Genomic DNA, 17,540 nt, shown 5'->3' with positions numbered 1-17,540 from the left:
AATCAAAATAAACCTTTGATAAAGCATATTCGTATGTTCTAAAAAACAATTAGAACATGGAGAATGTAATTGAACTCAGGAAGATTGATAGGTTATTAACCGAATTGAAATTGACCTGCGGAAGATTAAAGAAGGGCCATTTGAATTATAAGGACTTCTACTCCACTTACCATAAACAATTGGCCTTTCTTAAAAATATTCGATTTCCAGAGTTTATCGATCAGCGAATCAACTTGTTACCTCACTTTCCTAAACCATCTCTTTTTACCCAAAAACCCAATAGTGAATACTTTCTTACTTTCGGAATTTATGCTCCTTACGTTTCGATGATCCTGATTGTGATAACAGCTCCAATAAGCATTCCTTTACTTATTTTGAACACAACTAGAAGACAGCAAATACAAGCGAACCTTGAAGAATCTATTGAAGCCTTTTCTTCCATCAGCTTTTTAATGAAACACCCCGCGCAAGTGGTAAAACCAATGGCTGATTCTCAAATGAACTTACTAGATCACCCCCTCTAAATTCCAAATTACGATTCCGTAAGCCACAAATCGCAGAATTCTGAAAGAAGCATAAATAAAGTATTTATGAACGGGATAGGCCATTGAACCCGTAAGCAGACTAATAAGAGCGAAAGGAAGCGGAGTAAGTGCGGCTACAATAATAAAACCACCACCATACTGCTCGTAGCGTTTCTGATACTTTTTAAGACGTTTCTTAAACATCCTCTTAAAAAATTTCTTCGTACTGATTTGCTTTCCTATGTAGAAATTAATCCAGCCAGCGGCTATTGAAATCAAGGCCATAACCGCTACAATAATGACATAAGCAGTTACGGGGTCGTCAATAGACCAAATCATAAAGAGTTCTGGCGGCAGAATACCAACAAAAATTTCTGAGATCAGAAATATGACCAGCATGAGCAGGTAATTATCAGAAACCAAGTGTTCTAAGGCATCATACTGACTTTTAAAATAGCTTTTAAATACCAGAAGTGCAGCTATGAGAATAGCTAGATAAATAAACCCTTTGATAAGGTTTTGAGAGAAGTAATTGTAGAAATCCCTTTTATCTTCCATTAATTAAGGCTGATCGGCAGTAGAGCGAATATAACCAAAGGCTAACAAGGATGTATTCTTTTTAATTCAAATAGTTTGAATGTTTTTGACTTCGCTTTTGAATTTTATTCGCAATACACATTCAAATAAAAATGAACCTCCTAATCCTCAAGTAAACTGTAATGCAACACTTGATCTAATTCACTTCTCAATTGAAAACAGTCTAAAATCCCTTTTCAGAAAATCAATTCCCTTTTGCTGGAATTCGAGGTATGGTTACAATTTCCATTTGTCTACCATCGATATACCAAACACCCGACTTATCGAAGAAAGCCTCTTCTTCCAACATAATTCTGATTTCCTTGCCCCATTCTTCAATGTAAGTTGCTGCGTTAAGCTCAATTGAATACGCAGTATTGAGGTGAAGTGGATAATCCCCTGTGAAAGGAACACCGCCTTGAGAATCCCACATGCCCAAAGTGGTGCCTGAAGCATGGCCATGATATCCAATAGGATGCGTGTAAATAGATGGTTTAATTCCTTCTGTTATCGCTTGTTCTCTGGACATCTTCAGAACTTCGTTTCCTGTTCTACCTTCTTTAAAGTTTGAAGTGAAAATATCTTGCAGGCGATTCCCGTTGTCAAATGCCTCTTTCAAATAAGCTGGCACCTCTGTTTCACCCGGTTTCAATACGTAAGCGTGCTGTTGTTGATCTGTATTCAGCCTTAAATATGTGATTCCAAAATCGCAGTGAAGCAAATCTCCTGGCATAATCACATTCGGTTCAGGCCTTTTTGAGAAAGTTCGTAAGTGATCGAAATTTTCAGGGTCAGCCCTCTGCACATCAATTGTTGGATGAAACCAAGTTTGAAGTTTGAGTTCAACAATACGCTCCCTCATCCACCAAACCACATCGTCAGTTGTGGTGACTCCAGGGGTTATTACCTGGTCAGAAAACGCTTCTTCGATTATACTGTGTGAGAGCCTCACAATATGAGGATAAAGAGCCATTTCCGCTTCTGTACGTGTTTCCAGCCATCCAATAGCCACTTTTTCTGCGGATACAATTCTGGATTGGAACTTCTTATCCAAAGCAGCGGTAAATTCTTCTAAATCCGTAGCTACAACGCCATCGGTAATTCCAAAATACTTCGATTTATTCACCCCGATTTTCTTTGGGTTTCGTTCACGAACCAACTCTGCAACTCTGGCCCACTGGTCAGGCTGCTCTTCCTTATTCCATGAACTCTTGAAACTTGAACCAACATCATATCGTGAAACAGCCAAAGATTCAATTCCCTCCTCTCCCTTATCAAACATAATTAAGATCGTTCTTCTTCTGGCAGCCAGCCAAGTAGAGGGAAGCATAGTTTTTATAACCGGATCTTCATTGTATTCCCTCGACATCACAACCCACATATCAATCCCTTCCCTTCTCATGATTTCGGGTAAATAATTCTGAATTTTATCCTCCAAAAGTCGATCAATCACTTCAGACCTTTCTTTCATGGAAAGCACTTGTGGAACATTATTTTGTGCGCGTGCCAGAACTGCCAAAAAAACAAAAAGTATTGAAATGTAGAAGGTTTTCATATTGGCTCTTTTAGTCATAAAATTTGATATACTACTTTCTTAAATTATTGAAAGAATTCAGAATTCACCAAGATGACGAGTTAAAAATATTCAAGGACAGCCAGTATAGAACCAGGTAGTTAATGAAGTCCATTCAAACTTGATTTGATCACAACCAACCCTTACCAATAGAAAAATTGAATTTTACATGAAATAAATTAAAAATAATTATGAGTTAGACTGATTTTTCTTTTGTATTGAAACAAAGAATCAGTTGTGAAACCATACATTTTTACCTTCATTTTATGTGCTTTTTTTCTTTCATGCACTAGGCATCAAGAAACCATTGTAAAGTTCACAAGCAAAATTCAGGAAATACAAGAGTACTCTGAAGATCAGTTTGTTGTCAATGTTTCAGACATAATAACTGTAGACCAAAACACAACTTTCATAATCGATCAAGGGATTTCCAAATTGATCAAAACTACCCCAAAGTTAAAAACATTCGAGGTTATTGGAAATCGTGGGATGGGACCAAAAGAGATGATGAGTCCAAGCATAGCAGTGAGTTCATCAAATGGATATATCTATATTTTCGACCAGCAAAAAATGAAGTTGCTTTCTTACAGTAAAAAAGAAGGTTCGATCACTGATGAAATACCATTAAATCAACCATTAATGAATCAGGCCCTCGCCATTAAAGACTCTGTATTACTATTTACGAGCCCCATCGATCAGGAAATAGATATCAAAAGGTTTGATTTGAAAAACAAGAAACTACTTACTGGAATATCTCTAAATAAAGAATCCGCTAAATCCTTTTTTGGAAAGAGCATTTTCTTGTTTAATGACGGATATGTAACTGTCAAAAATTTCGATACGCCAATTATAGAAACCTATGATAAAGATTGGAACCTAGAATCCACTTTAAACTTATCAGAAAATGATTTGATCAAGCATTTTTTAGAGTTCGACACAAAAGATGGTCTAAAGACAAACGCTCCCAAAAGTTCTAAGAAAGCCTCAGCCAAAATCGTGGTGAGAGCGGCCAAGGCAAACCAAAATAGTTTATACCTTCTTATTTATTCAGTAAATGGCCAATCTGAAGTCAAAAGCAATATCATTTTAGAATTCAATTATACTGATCATCATTGGAACCATGTGAGGAATATTCAATTGCCAGAAGAAGGTTCTTATCAAACCTTCTCCTTCACACCAGATCAATCTAAAATCATTGCATTTGAAAAAACGAATGGAGTCTTAGAACTTTTAGAGATTAATGAATAAGCTTAAACATCTATTTCTAACCTTACTGTTAGTATCCTCTTCTCCTTTATTTTGTCAATTTCCAGCGGCTGTTTTCACTATTAATGACAAGCAGAATGTAGAAATTCTCTTTATTAATGATTCTGAAAAATTAGTTTATTATAGTTCAAACGAAGGACAATTCGTATCGCTATATAATACTAAAAATCAAATAGTTGACTTACTAAAATTAGATGATCATAAACTAGAAGACAAGCCGAATATCCTTATTTACCCTCTCAGAAAGGATAGATATTTTTTATCGACTCCCAATTATAGCTACAATCTAAGAATTAATGATTCAAGGTTAAAACTCGAAGATAAGCGACCTATTCCTCAAGGGCCAGCAGGCTCCGTTAAAAACATGTACTTTTTTGATGGCAATAAAGAGGTTAAGGTATTTCTTAACGAAGTTGAACAGTATAATATTTACATTGATTCTGCTGGAAAAACACTCGAAAAGAAAGAGACCTTTAATACGCCTCATCTTGGCAACATTAACACCTTCATAAAAAGACCAGAAAATACCCCTGAATTCATTTATTCACCCGAAACTCAAGAACTCTTTTTCCATCTTCCTACTGACATTTCGTTTCTAAGTGTGGATTTAAAAAGAAATTCCATCGACATTGGATTGATATATATGGAATACAAACAGCCATATACCTTCAGAAGATATTTTGATCAAATTACAAGCAAAAGGTATGTTGTAAAGCAAAATGACTCTAAGAATGAGTTCTTTAATGTTTCATCTTTTGAAGTCATAACCTTTACTGATGATTACAGGTCGGACGTCTTAAAATCGCCAATTTCCTTTGTTCCATCACAAATAGTGAACGGCAAACTACTTCTGAAAAAGGAAACTAATAGAAACAATATATCTCAAACTTCCTTTTTTCTTGTGCCCTTAAATCAGGCAAAAAAATCTCCTTAACACTTAATAGATTTGGCTAAACCATATTTCTGTTTTGTATTTTTGACCAATGAACCTCCGTATTCCATTTTTTATTCTGAAACCTACTGAAGGTCGTATTAAACCTTTTTGGGCTTGGTTACTGATTTCCTTCTTCACCGCTTTTTTACTTACCATCGTATTTTTGATTGATGGAATACCGCTTCTTTTAGAAAACTATCAATACTTCTCTTACTTCATTTTCACTTTTGGCTACATGTTCTTTGTAAGTAGAATTGTGAACAACAGCCATCAAAAAGGTTTCGATGAATTGCTAAGGTTAGGAAATCTAACTGAAGAAGAAGCTCACAAATGGAAAGCTCAGTTTAAGGATAAAGGAAAGATGATTAGAGAATCTTTGCTTGCTTTATCTGTCGGACTGGTTCATGCTTACTTCGTCAGTTTAAAGTCATTTTTTGAAGGTCCTGTAAGCTATCCTGCATTTCAGATTTTCTCTGCACTATGCACCATTTTTATGTGGATGGTAATCACTCAAGCCAGCAGTTTATTCATTCGAAACATGAATGTAATGAACCAGTTTTCTCAACAAATTGAGATTGACATTTTAAACACAGAACAATTGATGCCACTCACCAAAGCCGGAATTTCAAGCATTTTGGGTTTTATAGGCGCCTATAGCCTTTTCATTGTTCAAGGCATCAACATTGCAGATTTGACCAATCCAGCGATTTTGGTTGTCTTTCCTTGCATTCTCTGGATGTTAACGACACCCTTAAAGCGGGTTCGACCTCGAATTATTGAAGCCAAAGAAAAGGAAATCGAACTGGTCAATCAGGCTATTGAAGGCAACAAAGTTGCTTTGAGCCATTCTAGAATTCGGAAAAACTTAGAAAACATCAATGTAATCGACTTAATCAATTACAAAAAAATGATTCAGCAGGTACCTGAAATACCCGTCAACATTCCGACTGCCTCACGCTTCATTTTTTACCTTATCATTCCCGTTTTAACATGGATTGCTGCTTCAATGGTCGATCGCCTCATTGACTTTTTGATTCTCTAAAGCACGAATTCCATTCCTATCGCAAACGTTTGTTATTCTGAATGTTCAGATAAGCTCGGAAATCGTTTCCATGAACTGGCATTATTGATTAGTTTTCAGCATAAATCATCAACAAGCCATGGAAAAGTCAGATTTTAAGCTTCTCATTCTATCAATCATTCTCTTTTGTTCTTTCAGCCTTCAAGCCCAAAAGAAGGGAACTGAAATTAAGATAGAGCCTCCATATTGGTGGGCTAGCATGCCTACACAAGAGCTTCAACTGATGCTTCATGGCGATGATATCGGGCATTGGAGAGCTTCCATAGAACATTCATCGATTAGCATTCAGCGCCAAGTAGCGGGAGATTCTCCGAATTACCTTTTCATCTATTTGAACATTGGAGCCGATACACCAGCAGGCAATCTCACAATCAAATTAAAAAATGGAAAGAAAGAGCAAGTATTGAATTATGAACTAAAAAAACGCCTTGCTGATACCAATCGCAATCTTGGCTTTTCCAGTTCCGATGTTATTTACCTCTTAATGCCCGATCGTTTCGCTAACGGAAATCCTAACAACGACACCGTTGAAGGTATGATTGAAGCTGCCAATCGCGATATTCCCAACGGAAGACATGGAGGCGATATTGCTGGCGTTCAAGAGCATTTGGATTACATTAAAAGTCTGGGAATGACGGCAGTTTGGCTTACTCCTGTTTTTGAAAATGATCAGACTGTAGCCTATCATGCTTACCATGGCTATGCCGCTACTGACATGTATAAAATCGATAGACGCTTTGGTTCAAATGATGAATTTGAAGCTTTTGTAAAAGCCTGTCACGACAAAGGTTTAAAGGTGATTATGGATATGATTCACAATCATATTGGCGACCAACATTGGTGGATGAAAGATTTGCCTTTCAAAGATTGGGTTCACGATCAAAAGGTATTCGGAAATACCAATTATCGAGGTGTGGTGGCTTCCGATCCCTATGCTTCAGAATATGATTTAGACAAATTGCAGAAGGGTTGGTTTGTAAATGAAATGCCTGATTTAGATCAAAGAAATCCTCAATTGGCCGATTATCTGATTCAGAATACACTTTGGTGGATTGAATCTTCGGGCATCGATGGCATCCGAATGGACACTTACGTTTATCCTTACCCTGAATATATGGCCCGTTGGGCGAAGGAAGTGCTACAGGCCTACCCTACTTTTAATATTGTAGGTGAATCTTGGGTAGAAACCGTTACGCACGAAGCATATTGGCAAGAAGACAAAGACGGTGAAGGCGATGGCTACAATTCGCATTTGCCCAGCGTTACAGATTTCCAGATCAATTTTGCTTTGCGCGATGCCTTCAATCAAGATTTTGGTTGGGATACGGGCATAATGAAACTCTATTACGCTCTATCTCAAGACAGGCTTTATTCTGACCCCATGAAAAATGTGATTTTTCTAGATAATCACGACATCTCGCGCTACTTCACCACGGTGGGAAACAACATGGACAATTTTAAAATGGCCTATACTTTTCTAATGACTACTCGCGGTATTCCCCAAGTGTATTACGGAACGGAGTTGGCCTTTTCACAAGAAAACTTCAGCAACGATGGTTACAAACGTGTAGATATGCCTGGAGGATGGGCTGGTGACGACCGAAGTGTTTTCACTTCTTCTGGCAGAACCGAGAAAGAAAACGAAGCCTTCAACTACATTTCAAAACTCACGAATTGGAGAAAATCAAGCGAAGCCATTCACCATGGAAAATTGAAGCATTTCCTACCAGAAAACAATATTTATGTGTACTTCCGATATACCGAAAACGAAAGGGTAATGGTGGTAATGAACAATAATGAGAAACCAGCGAATATTTCCAGAAACAGATTCATTGAAATGTTACGAGGCTTTTCTAGCGCTACCAATGTAATGACTCAAGAAAAAGTGGATATTAGCAAGGATTTTAGCGTGGCAGGAAAATCCGCAGCGGTATTTGTATTGAAATAAACACTGAATTTGGAAAGTCAAGAGTTTCAAAATAGTTGTAACGAAACCTTTTACGAACAGCTTTTTCGAAAATTAGCTCCTAGCCTAAGGAGCTTTTTGTATTTCAGGTTTAAGGATTTGGAACGAGCCGAAGACATGGTTCAGGAAGCCTTTCTTACCCTTTGGAAGAACTGCGAAAAAGTGCTGCCCAATATGGCCAAGTCCTATTTGTACAAAGTGGGGCTAAACCAAATGATGAAAGCGGTTGACAAAGACAAAACCAAGCAGAAGCACATTCATTTTGTACAGAAAACTGTAAATGAGGAAGATCCTCAGTTCGCTATGGAATTCACGGAATTTGACCTGAGAATTCAATCAGCAATCAACGATTTACCAGATGGCCAACGGGAAGTTTTTTTGCTAAATAGAATCGAGAAAAAGACTTATACAGAAATTGCTGAAATGCTAGAAGTAAGTGTAAAAGCCGTGGAAAAACGCATGCACAAAGCCCTACTCAAACTCCGTGAGGTGCATCAAGGAATTTGAAGAAATAGCACTGCCAATTCACCCTTCAACGCCAAATTTCCCGTCATTTCGACTGCAAGGAGAAATCTTCCACGTTGAAATTTTGCTTGCGATTGAGTACAAGATTTCTCTTTCGTTCCTCTCTCGAAATGACGGAGTAGAATGCTTTTTCTTTCAAACAAGCATTTATGATTAGAACACTATCTCTAAAAGGCTGATTTATAAAGCTAAATCTGTTTTATCGTCATTTCGACTGCAAGGAGAAATCTTCTATATAAAGAAGCTCCGACTGAATTTCTGAACATTCGCTTGCAGCAAGGAATTCAAAAAGCTTAATTGGAAGACACCAATCATTTAATGCAAAAAGGAAATCAAGTAATGACTAAAGGAAAGGCCTTTTTAGTTATCGATATGCAAAAGGGCTCTTTTACACCTCAAACTCCGCGTTTTGATACACAAGGAGTAATAAGTCGAATCAATGAACTTGCTTCCATTTGCAGAACACTGAGTTTCCCTGTGATATTTATTCAACATGATGGATCAGGAACTGGAGAATTCGAAAAGAACTCTGAATCATGGGAGATTTTAGATGAACTCGAACTTCTAAAGGGTGACCTACAGGTTGACAAATATGCTAATGATGTTTTTTATCGATCTGAACTTCAGTCAAAACTTGAAATGCACAAAGTTGAAGAGCTGATCATAACGGGTTGCGCAACGGATTTTTGTGTGGAATCAACCGTTCAATCTGCATTAACCAAGGATTATCACATTACCGTGGTCGCCAACGGACATACAACAGCGGATAGACCGCATCTAAATGCGGAAAAGATAATTGAACACTATAATTGGGTATGGCAAAACATGATTCCTACTCAAGAAAGCATTCAAGTAAATGCTGCAGAACAAATAAAAGCGGAGTTGAAACTTCTATCACAGCAAAAGGAAAATTGAGAGAGTCTCCTCATTCCTCTAGTCAATTTCCATTTTTTTCAGAACTTGGGTAGGGTAAAAATGTCTGTAACGTATTCAGAAGCAAGAATATTATAAATGAGCACTGCTTTTAATGATAAAGAAAATTTTCTGGCCAAATGGATCAATAATGAGTTGAATCCTGAAGAAAGGGCAGATTTTGAGCAATCAGAAGAGGGAAAGGCATATTTAAAGGTTATTGACTCTGCTGAAAAACTAGCCATTCCTTCCTATGATGTAGAAGCTGAATTGGCAAAGCTAAAGGCCAAGCGATTAGCTAAAAAGTCAGGCAAGTCAATCCAAATGACATCGATTTGGAAGTTTGCTGCTGCGGCCGTTTTTATTTTATCAGTAACCTTCTATTTCATTTTTAGAGGTTCTCAAATGGTGGAGATCGAGGTTCCAAAAGGAATGAGTTAGGTAATTGAGCTTCCCGATCATTCCAGAGTCACCATCAATGCTAATTCAGTTTTAAAGTACAATTCTAAAACGTTTACCGAAAATCGAGAGCTTTGGCTTAGTGGAGAAGCTTTTTTCGAAGTTACCAAAGGATTGAATTTTGAGGTGAAAACTGATCAAGGCACAGTTAAAGTATTGGGAACAAGCTTTAATATTTGGCAGCGAGATCAAAATTTCGATGTGATATGCTACACAGGAAAGGTAAATGTTTACAACGCTAATACCAATGAAAACCTGCTGCCTGGCGATGGTTTAAGAATTGAAAAAGGAATACTTACGAAGAATTGGCGAAGCATGAGTGACAACAGTCCAGCATGGATTCGCGGGAATACGCTTCTGAATGATGTAAGTTTACAAACTGCTTTGAACGAATTGGAAAGCATTTACGATATTGATATAATATCTGATATTGATATCCGTAATTTGAAGTACAATGGCGCGTTTCCGAATTCAAATATTACAACCGCCATTGCTTTGGTTTTGTCGTCAAATAACATTGAATACAGCTATAATCCAGAAGAGAAAGAACTTAGGCTCACAGGCTTTGAAAATCAATAGAAAGCCTGTTTTCTTATGTTTGTTTTGGCTCGTATCCTTTTTGTTAAATGCGCAAAACAGCCCAAATTCAAACTCTATTGAAAAACCACTTCGCCAAGTCCTAAGCCAAATAGAAAGGCAATTTTCAGTCTATTTCTCTTACAATCCTGACGAGCTTAAGAACCATTCTGCACTATATTCCGAAAAGGAAAAACTTGAAGATGCACTTCGCGAAATTCTTTTACACACTGATTTAGAATTTGAAAAAGTTCAAGAAGGGTTTTATGTAATCAAGCGTTCTGAATCTAAATTTCTCAGGCTTCATATTGAAGATGCTGAGTTGGGTTATCCCCTAGGTTTTGCTTCTGTCCATCTTAAAAACAGTAACCTAGGGCAGGTTGCCAACGAAAAAGGCCATCTGAATTTGGTGGTTTCACAACCTAAAGAAGCTGTTTTAGAAATTTCTTACTTAGGGTTTGAAGTCAGTGAAATTAAAGTTGCCGAAGTTGCTAATATGGCCAATCTGACCATAAAACTTCAACCAGAACCCATCGCATTAGATGATTTTGAAATTAAGGAATACATCAATGTTGGTATAGCTTCCGATCCCAAAGCCAACAGTTTTAAAATTTTACCTCAGGAAATGGAAATTCTCCCTGGGCTTTCTGAGCGGGATGTGCTTTTATCGGCTCAAATCATTTCTGGAGTTGGCTCTAATGACGAATCTGCTTCTGGCATTAATGTTCGTGGAAGCGCGCGCGACAACACTTTGCTCTATTGGAACGGCATTCCCATTTACCATAGCGCTCACTACTTCGGAAATATTTCCAGTTTTATCCCTTCTTCTATCGGCTCAATGGACATTTATAAAAACTTTATACCCGTTCGCTATGGAGGTGCTTCTGCTGGTCTTATTTCGGTGAATTCTAGAAACGAAATTGATCAAACTACTCATTTTGAAGGAAGCGTGAACATGACACATGCTGATGCTTATGTCAAAACTCCATTCTTAAAAAATAAGGGCTCGATGATGTTTGCGGCTAGGCGATCGTACAATGATTATGTGCCCACTTGGACTTTCAACTCTTATACCGACAAGCTTTTTGAAAGAGAAGTCAGGGATGGCGAAGGTCCATTGGCCAAGAACCTTTTCCAAAGTGACCTGAATTTTTCTGATTTCAATTTCCAACTCAAGTACAAGCCTTCAGGAAGAACATCCTTCCAAACCAGCTTAGTACGCAGCAGAAGCCATTTTGGCTATGATGAAGATGATCCTGATGATCGTAGCAATTTGGAACAAAGGCACAATATTCGAAGTGAAGGCTTAAATATTACGGGTGACTTTAGGCTGACAGACCATTACGCTATGCAAGCAAGTCTCAGCTTTTCAAAATACAACATGAGCTATTTGTTGAGAAACCAGCGTAATCAAAACGACCCCACTGATGATGACTTTGAAGAAAGAAGTAATGACATCCGCAATATGGAATTCCGACTTTCCAACCATTATAAAATCAACCCAAAAAGTACGCTGGAATATGGTTTTCAATACAACAAGCTTCATGTTGAAAATGTGATTCAAGAGGAAAATGTATTTGAAGAAAATGGAGATGAGGATATTGATACTGAAGGAAATATAGTTGCGGCTTTTGCGGATTATAACTTAAAATTAAGCCCAAAATTGGAAATGGTTTTCAGCGGTCGGGCGACCACAATTAGCTCCATCAAAAGGTCTTATTTCAGCCCTCAGTTTAAACTCAATTACAACTTAACACCTCAGTTTATTTTGAAATCGAGCCTTGGGATTTATCACCAATATATGAGCACGATTAAGGAATCGAGGTTTACGCTTTCAAACAGTGTGGAACAACATTGGCTATTGGCCGACTCCAAAGCCTTGGTTCCAGTGATTATCAATAAGCAGAAAACTTTGGGTTTTGTATTCAATCAAGAAGCTTGGCTCGTGGATTTGGATGTGTATCAAAAAGACATTTCAGGAATTTTGGCTCGAAACCTGGGCTTTGATATTCCCAAAGAACAAGATTTTGAAAGCGGAAATGAGAACATCTACGGTCTGGACCTCACGGTAAGACGAAGATGGAAATATTTTCGAGCTTGGCTCGGCTATAACTATCAGCATTCAGCTGTGCAGTTCAGTCAACTTTATAATGCGCAAAGCTTTGCTTCCACACTTAACCTAAAACATCAATTCAGGATTTCTGGCACTTACAACTTGGGCAAATGGGAATTTTCACTGGGATATATTTTCAAGTCTGGCGCTCCTTTTACTTCAACAGACAATCTGAGGCTAGTAACTAAAAAAGAAGACGATAGAGATCGGAACACCTATTCTATTCAATATAGAAACCCGAACAATAGCCGTTTACCAAATTACCAGAGAGTGGATTTCTCTGTCTGGCATCGCTTAAACAGCGAAAGCAAAAAACTCAGAGGCGAAATTGGCTTCAGCATTATCAACTTAACCAACCGAAAAAACCTCTTCAACATAAGTTACTATGTGGAAGAAAACAGAAGAGGTCAGGTGGAAATTCTAGAACAACGAAAGTTCTTTCTTCATTTCACACCTAACCTCAGTGTTAGGGCCTGGTTTTAAAAAGGGAACCTACCCCTCATTTTCTTCTTTCACAAAGTTCCCATCTTTATCAAAAACCAGAACCAAATTATTGGTCAACTCTACTTTGTATTCACCTCTACCTTCGTGGTAGTGAGCTTTCTCGATTGCCGCGTCTGGATGATTCTCTGATATATACGCAGTAATAGTGCTTGGCAGATCGCTTTCCGCTACATCTTTGCAATCTTCGCGTGGCCCCTCGCCTTCCTTAGGCTCATGAGATTCTACAAACGTTCCGCTGGCATCGAATACCAAAGCTACATGAGAATCAAGCAAAACTCCATACTCTCCATCTTCACTGGTAGCGGCCAATTCTATGGTTGCGTCAGGGTAATTCGAAGAAATATAATCAGTAACAGACGCTGGTAAATCTGCAATTTCGATTTGTGTCCAATCATCAAAAGGTCTTCTTTTTTCATGATCAGAACCTTTGTGTTCTTTATCATCACCTTCTCTTGGCTCCTTTTCTTCCACAAAGTTGTCATCTGCATCAAAAACAACTACAATTCCACTTTCCAATCTTACATGAGTTTCATCTTCGTGAATTCTGGCGCTTTCAATCGCATCATCAGCATAATTGGTAGCGATGTAATCTTTAATAGCCTGCGATAAATCCTCAATGGCAATTGTATCTCCTTTTTCTTCGTGGTGGCCTTTACCTCTGCCCTTACCTCTTTCAACTTCTTCAACGAATTCTCCAGAGGCATCGAACACAAGCACTGTGTGCCCAGTGAGCTTCACCACATATTCGCTTTCATCAGTAAACCATGATTCTTCAATAGTAGCATCCGGATAGTTTTCAGCAATGTAGTCTATCACCGACTGTGGCAGCGATTCTGAGGCTACTCCATCCCAATTTTGAGTGTCGGTTTCGCTCGGATAATCGAGGCTTAATGCCGCAGAAGCTTCATCTACAGCATCGGGTGAAACTGCTTCAGTACAGGACATTAGCCCTACGGTAAGCGCGGAAATAAACAATACAACTAGGTTTCTTACTTTTTTCATTTTTCTAAAATTTGCGTTGGAATACTTGTCAAAAAAATCTGCTGTATTCTTAGGTTAAGAAGTGATAGAAATGGCTCGATCGAAAGTTGGTACCATTAAAATCAGACCTAAATACGATTGGTAAGAAGTTACCCTACCCTCTTTTAGAAAATTGTTGAAACGGGGTGTATTGGAATTGAAAGGGAGAACCAAAATGACTTCAGTTCTCCCCGAAAATTATTCGTATCGCAATGAATCTACCGGGTTTAGACGGGCAGATTTGATGGTTTGAAAACTGACAGCAATAAGCGCCACTATGGCTACCGTTAAACCAACCGAAGCGAAAATCCACCAGCTTATATGAATTCGATTGGCAAAATTGGTCAACCATTCCTTCATAAAATACCAAGCTACTGGGCAAGCCAAAACGAAAGCCACGATAATCGATTTGAGAAATGAACTGCTCAATAACCAGAAAATGCTCTGTACTCTAGCGCCATTTACCTTTCGAATTCCAATCTCTTTGGTTCTTCTTTTGGTTTCATGAAAGGCAAATGTAAACAAGCCAATTGAAGATAAAAGAAGCGCAACTACACTCAATGCCAAGTAAATCTTCCCCATGCGTTCTTCCTTTTCGTATTGTGCATCAATCTTCAACTCCATAGTAGAATAAGTAAAGAAACCACCAGGGTTCACTTCAGCATAAAGGTTTTCAAGATCACTCACTACTTCTGCTTCGGAACCTTGCTTATACCTCACCAAAATATCGGAATCCATATTGGTATAGTATGACAAAATCAGTGGTCTGATTTTTTGAGAAAGGTGCTCATAATGGTAATCTTTCACCACGCCTACAATGTCAAAATTCAGTTGCTGGGCCGATCGCATGTTTGTGGTAAGCTTTGTAGAATTAATATCCTCAATACCCAAAAATTTCATTGCAGCTTCGTTAATCACCAATTTCTGGTCACCATTCGTTTCTAAGGAATCAGCAAAAAACCTTCCTTGAAGCAATTCTATACCGAACAGTTCTGCATATTCAGGGTCCACAGGCATTGTATTAATGGAACTGTATTCATTCGATCCTCCAACTATTTTCCATGAACTAGGAAAAGCCAAATCGATAGGCATAGCACCTTGAGAAAGAGCCACAACATTAGGATTCTTCTCAATTTGGCCCATTACATATTTATACTGATTTGTCATTCTCAACTGCTCCAAACTATCTTGAGAACCAGTGGGCATAAGTTCGAAAAAGTCCGTTTTCAGAATATTAGACTGATTAAGTCCCGTATCCATATTCAGCATATAGCGCACTTGCAAAAACACCACTGAAGTGGATACAAGCAGCAAAATGGTAACGCTATACTGAAGGGTTGTCAAAAATCTCTGCGAACGAGGAATTTTAAGTAAGCTAGTCTGACCCGAAATGGCCTGCATTGTTTTAATACGATACGTTTGAACCAGAGCAACAATGATAGAAACGGAAATAATCAGGCTAATTGAAATAAAGATATCAGTTAGGTCAGTCCATGGTTGGGCATCTATATCAAGATTTAGAGTAGATATATATTTAGGGAAAACCAGCTGATATAAACCAAAAGCTGCAGTTGTTGCTATTAGCAAATAGAACAAGCGACTGACAATAATTTCAAAACCTAAGTCGAAACGGTTGGCACCAATCATTTGTTTCACTCCAATTTTCTTGGCCAAAGTAAGCTGTAAAGTGGATTGCAAATTGACAAAACTGATGAGCGTGATTAAGAAAATAACCACAGCCACAATCTCCATAGTTTGAAAGTTAGATTGATCTCCGTACTTATCGAAAAGTGAGATGTGGAAAGGTTGTTGCTTGTAAACTGTATTTAAAGGAATGGTGGAAATCTCGCTTTCTGGAAAACGTTCATTTTGACGACCAACAGCTGCAATTTGTTGGTTAAAAACTTCTCTATCGAAGTTTTCACTCACCAAAATTAAGTCTTGCGGCATTCTTCGCCACATATTTTTAGACTGGCGAGGCACAATAAAGTCAAAGCCAATTGAGCTATTTGAAGGGATCTTTTTTGTAATAGCTCCTACTTTATACGTTCCCGTTTGGTCGCAGCGAATTTCTACCAATTTGCCAATGGCATCTCCTTCAGGAAATAGTTTATCCGCAAAAGTTTTGCTCAACACAACACTTGACGGATCTTCTAAAACATGTTTATCTCCTTGTAGCAACTTGAAATCGAAAAAGTCGAAAAAGGTGCTGTCCGCAATCAAAGCCTTGCCCCCATAAGCCACTTTATTCTTGATCATTTTGATTTCATCCTTGCCATAGGTATGGATGGTGAGGCTCTTTTGAATTTGCGGAAACTGTCCGTAATCCAAACCAAAAATCCGTTGCACATGCAAAGGCGTTAGCTCTGCTTTTGGGTTCAATCGAGCTACCGCAATATGAATTCGATTGGAATTACCATGGAATTGATCCATTGACTTTTCATTTTGAATCCAAGCGTAGATCAACTGAAAACACACCGTACCAAAAACCAACGTGAGCAAGCTCATAGTGGCGACCATACGATGTTTAAAATAATTTCTAATTGAAGTTTTGACCAATAATTTGAACATGCCATAAAAATTGAGTTGATAAGTGCCTGAAAACCTACGAAGCAGGTTTGGCCTTAATAATTTGAGTGTTTCAAAAATGTAATGTCTCCTGGCTTGTGAGGGACTGTGACCTTCGAGGTAATCGTAGAAGATTTCCTCCATATCCCCTTCTATTTCTTCCAAATAACTTGGCTTTACTACTTGCTTGAGGAGTTTCAGCGGCCATTTTGGTGGAGAAACAGACGCTTTAGAATTCATAGATAAGTGAAATTCAAAGATGCATTTGGAATAGCGCTCCAAAGTTGCGAACGAATGTCTTTCATTTCGCTGAGCACATTTTTACCAGAAGCTGTTACCGAATAAATACGCTTTCTTTTGCCTCCTCTTTTCTGAGTAGCTTCACCAAAAAGCGAATCCAGATAGCCCTTTTCCTCCAAACGCTTTAAGGCAGATTGAACAGAGCCAACGCTTAAAGATTCTTTCAATCTTTCTTCCAGTTCACGCTTTATCTCTACGCCATACGCATCTTGCTCTAACACCAAAACCGTTAAGAGAACAAGTTCTTCAAACTCACCAAGTTTCGTCTTCTTCATTTTATATTATTCGTAATTGCCGTAAATATAGATAAAACTATTTTATTCGCAATTGCAGTTTTAATGAAACAAAGTATTAACCCACTCTGAAAAGAAATGTATTTTTATGTGGTAATCTTTCGGAAGAGGTGAATGACTGCAGAAATAACAAACAGTGCTAGAAAGAAATAGAAGATATAAATCGCAATTTTTACGGCCAATATCACAAAGGCAAAAACAGCTGCAATTACAGCCAAAGCAAAAAAGGTTAGTGTCCAGCGTATCATATTTTCAAAGTGTTTTTCCTCACTTACCTTGAAAATTATGCCATGTGGAATTCATTACTCCACACAAGAAAACGCAACTGAAACCGTAGAAACAAAGCAACA

Annotated in this window: 16 protein-coding genes; 10 read left to right on the top strand and 6 right to left on the bottom strand. The window is 38.1% G+C overall.

Going from position 1 to position 17,540, the window contains the following annotated elements:
• Positions 1–56 precede the first annotated feature (56 nt).
• Positions 57–524 carry a hypothetical protein gene (locus ACXACJ_RS06940; protein ID WP_475133617.1) on the top strand — a complete coding sequence of 156 codons (468 nt, stop codon included), beginning with the start codon at positions 57–59 and terminating at the stop codon, positions 522–524.
• Here ACXACJ_RS06940 and ACXACJ_RS06935 read toward each other — a convergent pair.
• Together ACXACJ_RS06935 and ACXACJ_RS06930 are read right to left on the bottom strand one after the other, a co-directional pair.
• Positions 507–1,082, bottom strand: coding sequence for a VTT domain-containing protein (locus tag ACXACJ_RS06935; protein ID WP_475133616.1), 576 nt, complete (start codon positions 1,080–1,082; stop codon positions 507–509). The genes ACXACJ_RS06940 and ACXACJ_RS06935 overlap by 18 nt on opposite strands.
• Before the next feature lie 223 nt (positions 1,083–1,305).
• Entirely contained in the window at positions 1,306–2,655 is a 1,350-nt protein-coding gene (locus tag ACXACJ_RS06930; protein WP_475133615.1) for a M24 family metallopeptidase, read from the bottom strand.
• Between the two features lie 255 nt (positions 2,656–2,910).
• Between ACXACJ_RS06930 and ACXACJ_RS06925 the strand changes: the two genes are divergently transcribed.
• The 9 genes from ACXACJ_RS06925 to ACXACJ_RS06885 all read left to right on the top strand — a co-directional run bounded on the left by ACXACJ_RS06925 (position 2,911) and on the right by ACXACJ_RS06885 (position 12,988).
• On the top strand, positions 2,911–3,921 hold the full coding sequence (locus tag ACXACJ_RS06925; RefSeq protein ID WP_475133614.1) for a 6-bladed beta-propeller: 1,011 nt from the start codon (positions 2,911–2,913) through the stop codon (positions 3,919–3,921).
• Positions 3,914–4,873 carry a hypothetical protein gene (locus ACXACJ_RS06920; protein ID WP_475133613.1) on the top strand — a complete coding sequence of 320 codons (960 nt, stop codon included), beginning with the start codon at positions 3,914–3,916 and terminating at the stop codon, positions 4,871–4,873. The genes ACXACJ_RS06925 and ACXACJ_RS06920 overlap by 8 nt, the downstream gene beginning before the upstream one ends.
• A gap of 49 nt (positions 4,874–4,922) precedes the next feature.
• Positions 4,923–5,915: a hypothetical protein gene (locus ACXACJ_RS06915; protein WP_475133612.1), complete on the top strand. Its 993-nt coding sequence runs from the start codon at positions 4,923–4,925 to the stop codon at positions 5,913–5,915.
• 118 nt (positions 5,916–6,033) lie between these two features.
• Positions 6,034–7,902, top strand: a complete 1,869-nt coding sequence (locus ACXACJ_RS06910) for a glycoside hydrolase family 13 protein (protein WP_475133611.1) — start codon at positions 6,034–6,036, stop codon at positions 7,900–7,902.
• 9 nt (positions 7,903–7,911) lie between these two features.
• Positions 7,912–8,427: an RNA polymerase sigma factor gene (locus tag ACXACJ_RS06905; RefSeq protein ID WP_475133610.1), complete on the top strand. Its 516-nt coding sequence runs from the start codon at positions 7,912–7,914 to the stop codon at positions 8,425–8,427.
• A 315-nt stretch (positions 8,428–8,742) separates the two neighbouring features.
• Positions 8,743–9,360 (top strand): isochorismatase family protein, encoded by a 618-nt coding sequence (locus ACXACJ_RS06900; protein WP_475133609.1) that lies wholly within the window; start codon positions 8,743–8,745, stop codon positions 9,358–9,360.
• Between the two features lie 96 nt (positions 9,361–9,456).
• Complete coding sequence (locus ACXACJ_RS06895; protein ID WP_475133608.1) at positions 9,457–9,798, top strand: hypothetical protein; 342 nt, start codon at positions 9,457–9,459, stop codon at positions 9,796–9,798.
• Positions 9,799–9,801: 3 nt separating this feature from the next.
• Positions 9,802–10,395 carry a FecR family protein gene (locus ACXACJ_RS06890; RefSeq protein ID WP_475135075.1) on the top strand — a complete coding sequence of 198 codons (594 nt, stop codon included), beginning with the start codon at positions 9,802–9,804 and terminating at the stop codon, positions 10,393–10,395.
• The gene (locus ACXACJ_RS06885; RefSeq protein ID WP_475133607.1) at positions 10,382–12,988 is read left to right on the top strand and encodes a TonB-dependent receptor; all 2,607 of its coding nucleotides are present in this window, start codon (positions 10,382–10,384) and stop codon (positions 12,986–12,988) included. Before ACXACJ_RS06890 ends, ACXACJ_RS06885 begins: the two co-directional genes overlap by 14 nt.
• A gap of 9 nt (positions 12,989–12,997) precedes the next feature.
• On the opposite strand, the gene ACXACJ_RS06880 is transcribed toward ACXACJ_RS06885, so the two are convergent.
• From ACXACJ_RS06880 to ACXACJ_RS06865, 4 genes are all read right to left on the bottom strand, one after another.
• Positions 12,998–14,011 (bottom strand): PepSY-like domain-containing protein, encoded by a 1,014-nt coding sequence (locus tag ACXACJ_RS06880; RefSeq protein WP_475133606.1) that lies wholly within the window; start codon positions 14,009–14,011, stop codon positions 12,998–13,000.
• Between the two features lie 216 nt (positions 14,012–14,227).
• A complete protein-coding gene (locus ACXACJ_RS06875) occupies positions 14,228–16,837 on the bottom strand; it encodes an ABC transporter permease (protein WP_475133605.1) in 2,610 nt (869 codons plus the stop codon).
• A complete protein-coding gene (locus tag ACXACJ_RS06870; RefSeq protein WP_475133604.1) occupies positions 16,834–17,172 on the bottom strand; it encodes a PadR family transcriptional regulator in 339 nt (112 codons plus the stop codon). The genes ACXACJ_RS06875 and ACXACJ_RS06870 overlap by 4 nt, the downstream gene beginning before the upstream one ends.
• Before the next feature lie 104 nt (positions 17,173–17,276).
• Complete coding sequence (locus ACXACJ_RS06865) at positions 17,277–17,438, bottom strand: DUF1328 domain-containing protein (RefSeq protein ID WP_475133603.1); 162 nt, start codon at positions 17,436–17,438, stop codon at positions 17,277–17,279.
• Between the last annotated feature and the right edge of the window lie 102 nt (positions 17,439–17,540).

This window comes from Roseivirga sp. AWQ4_251 (assembly GCF_056158225.1).
This window is presented reverse-complemented; position numbering and strand designations above follow the sequence as displayed.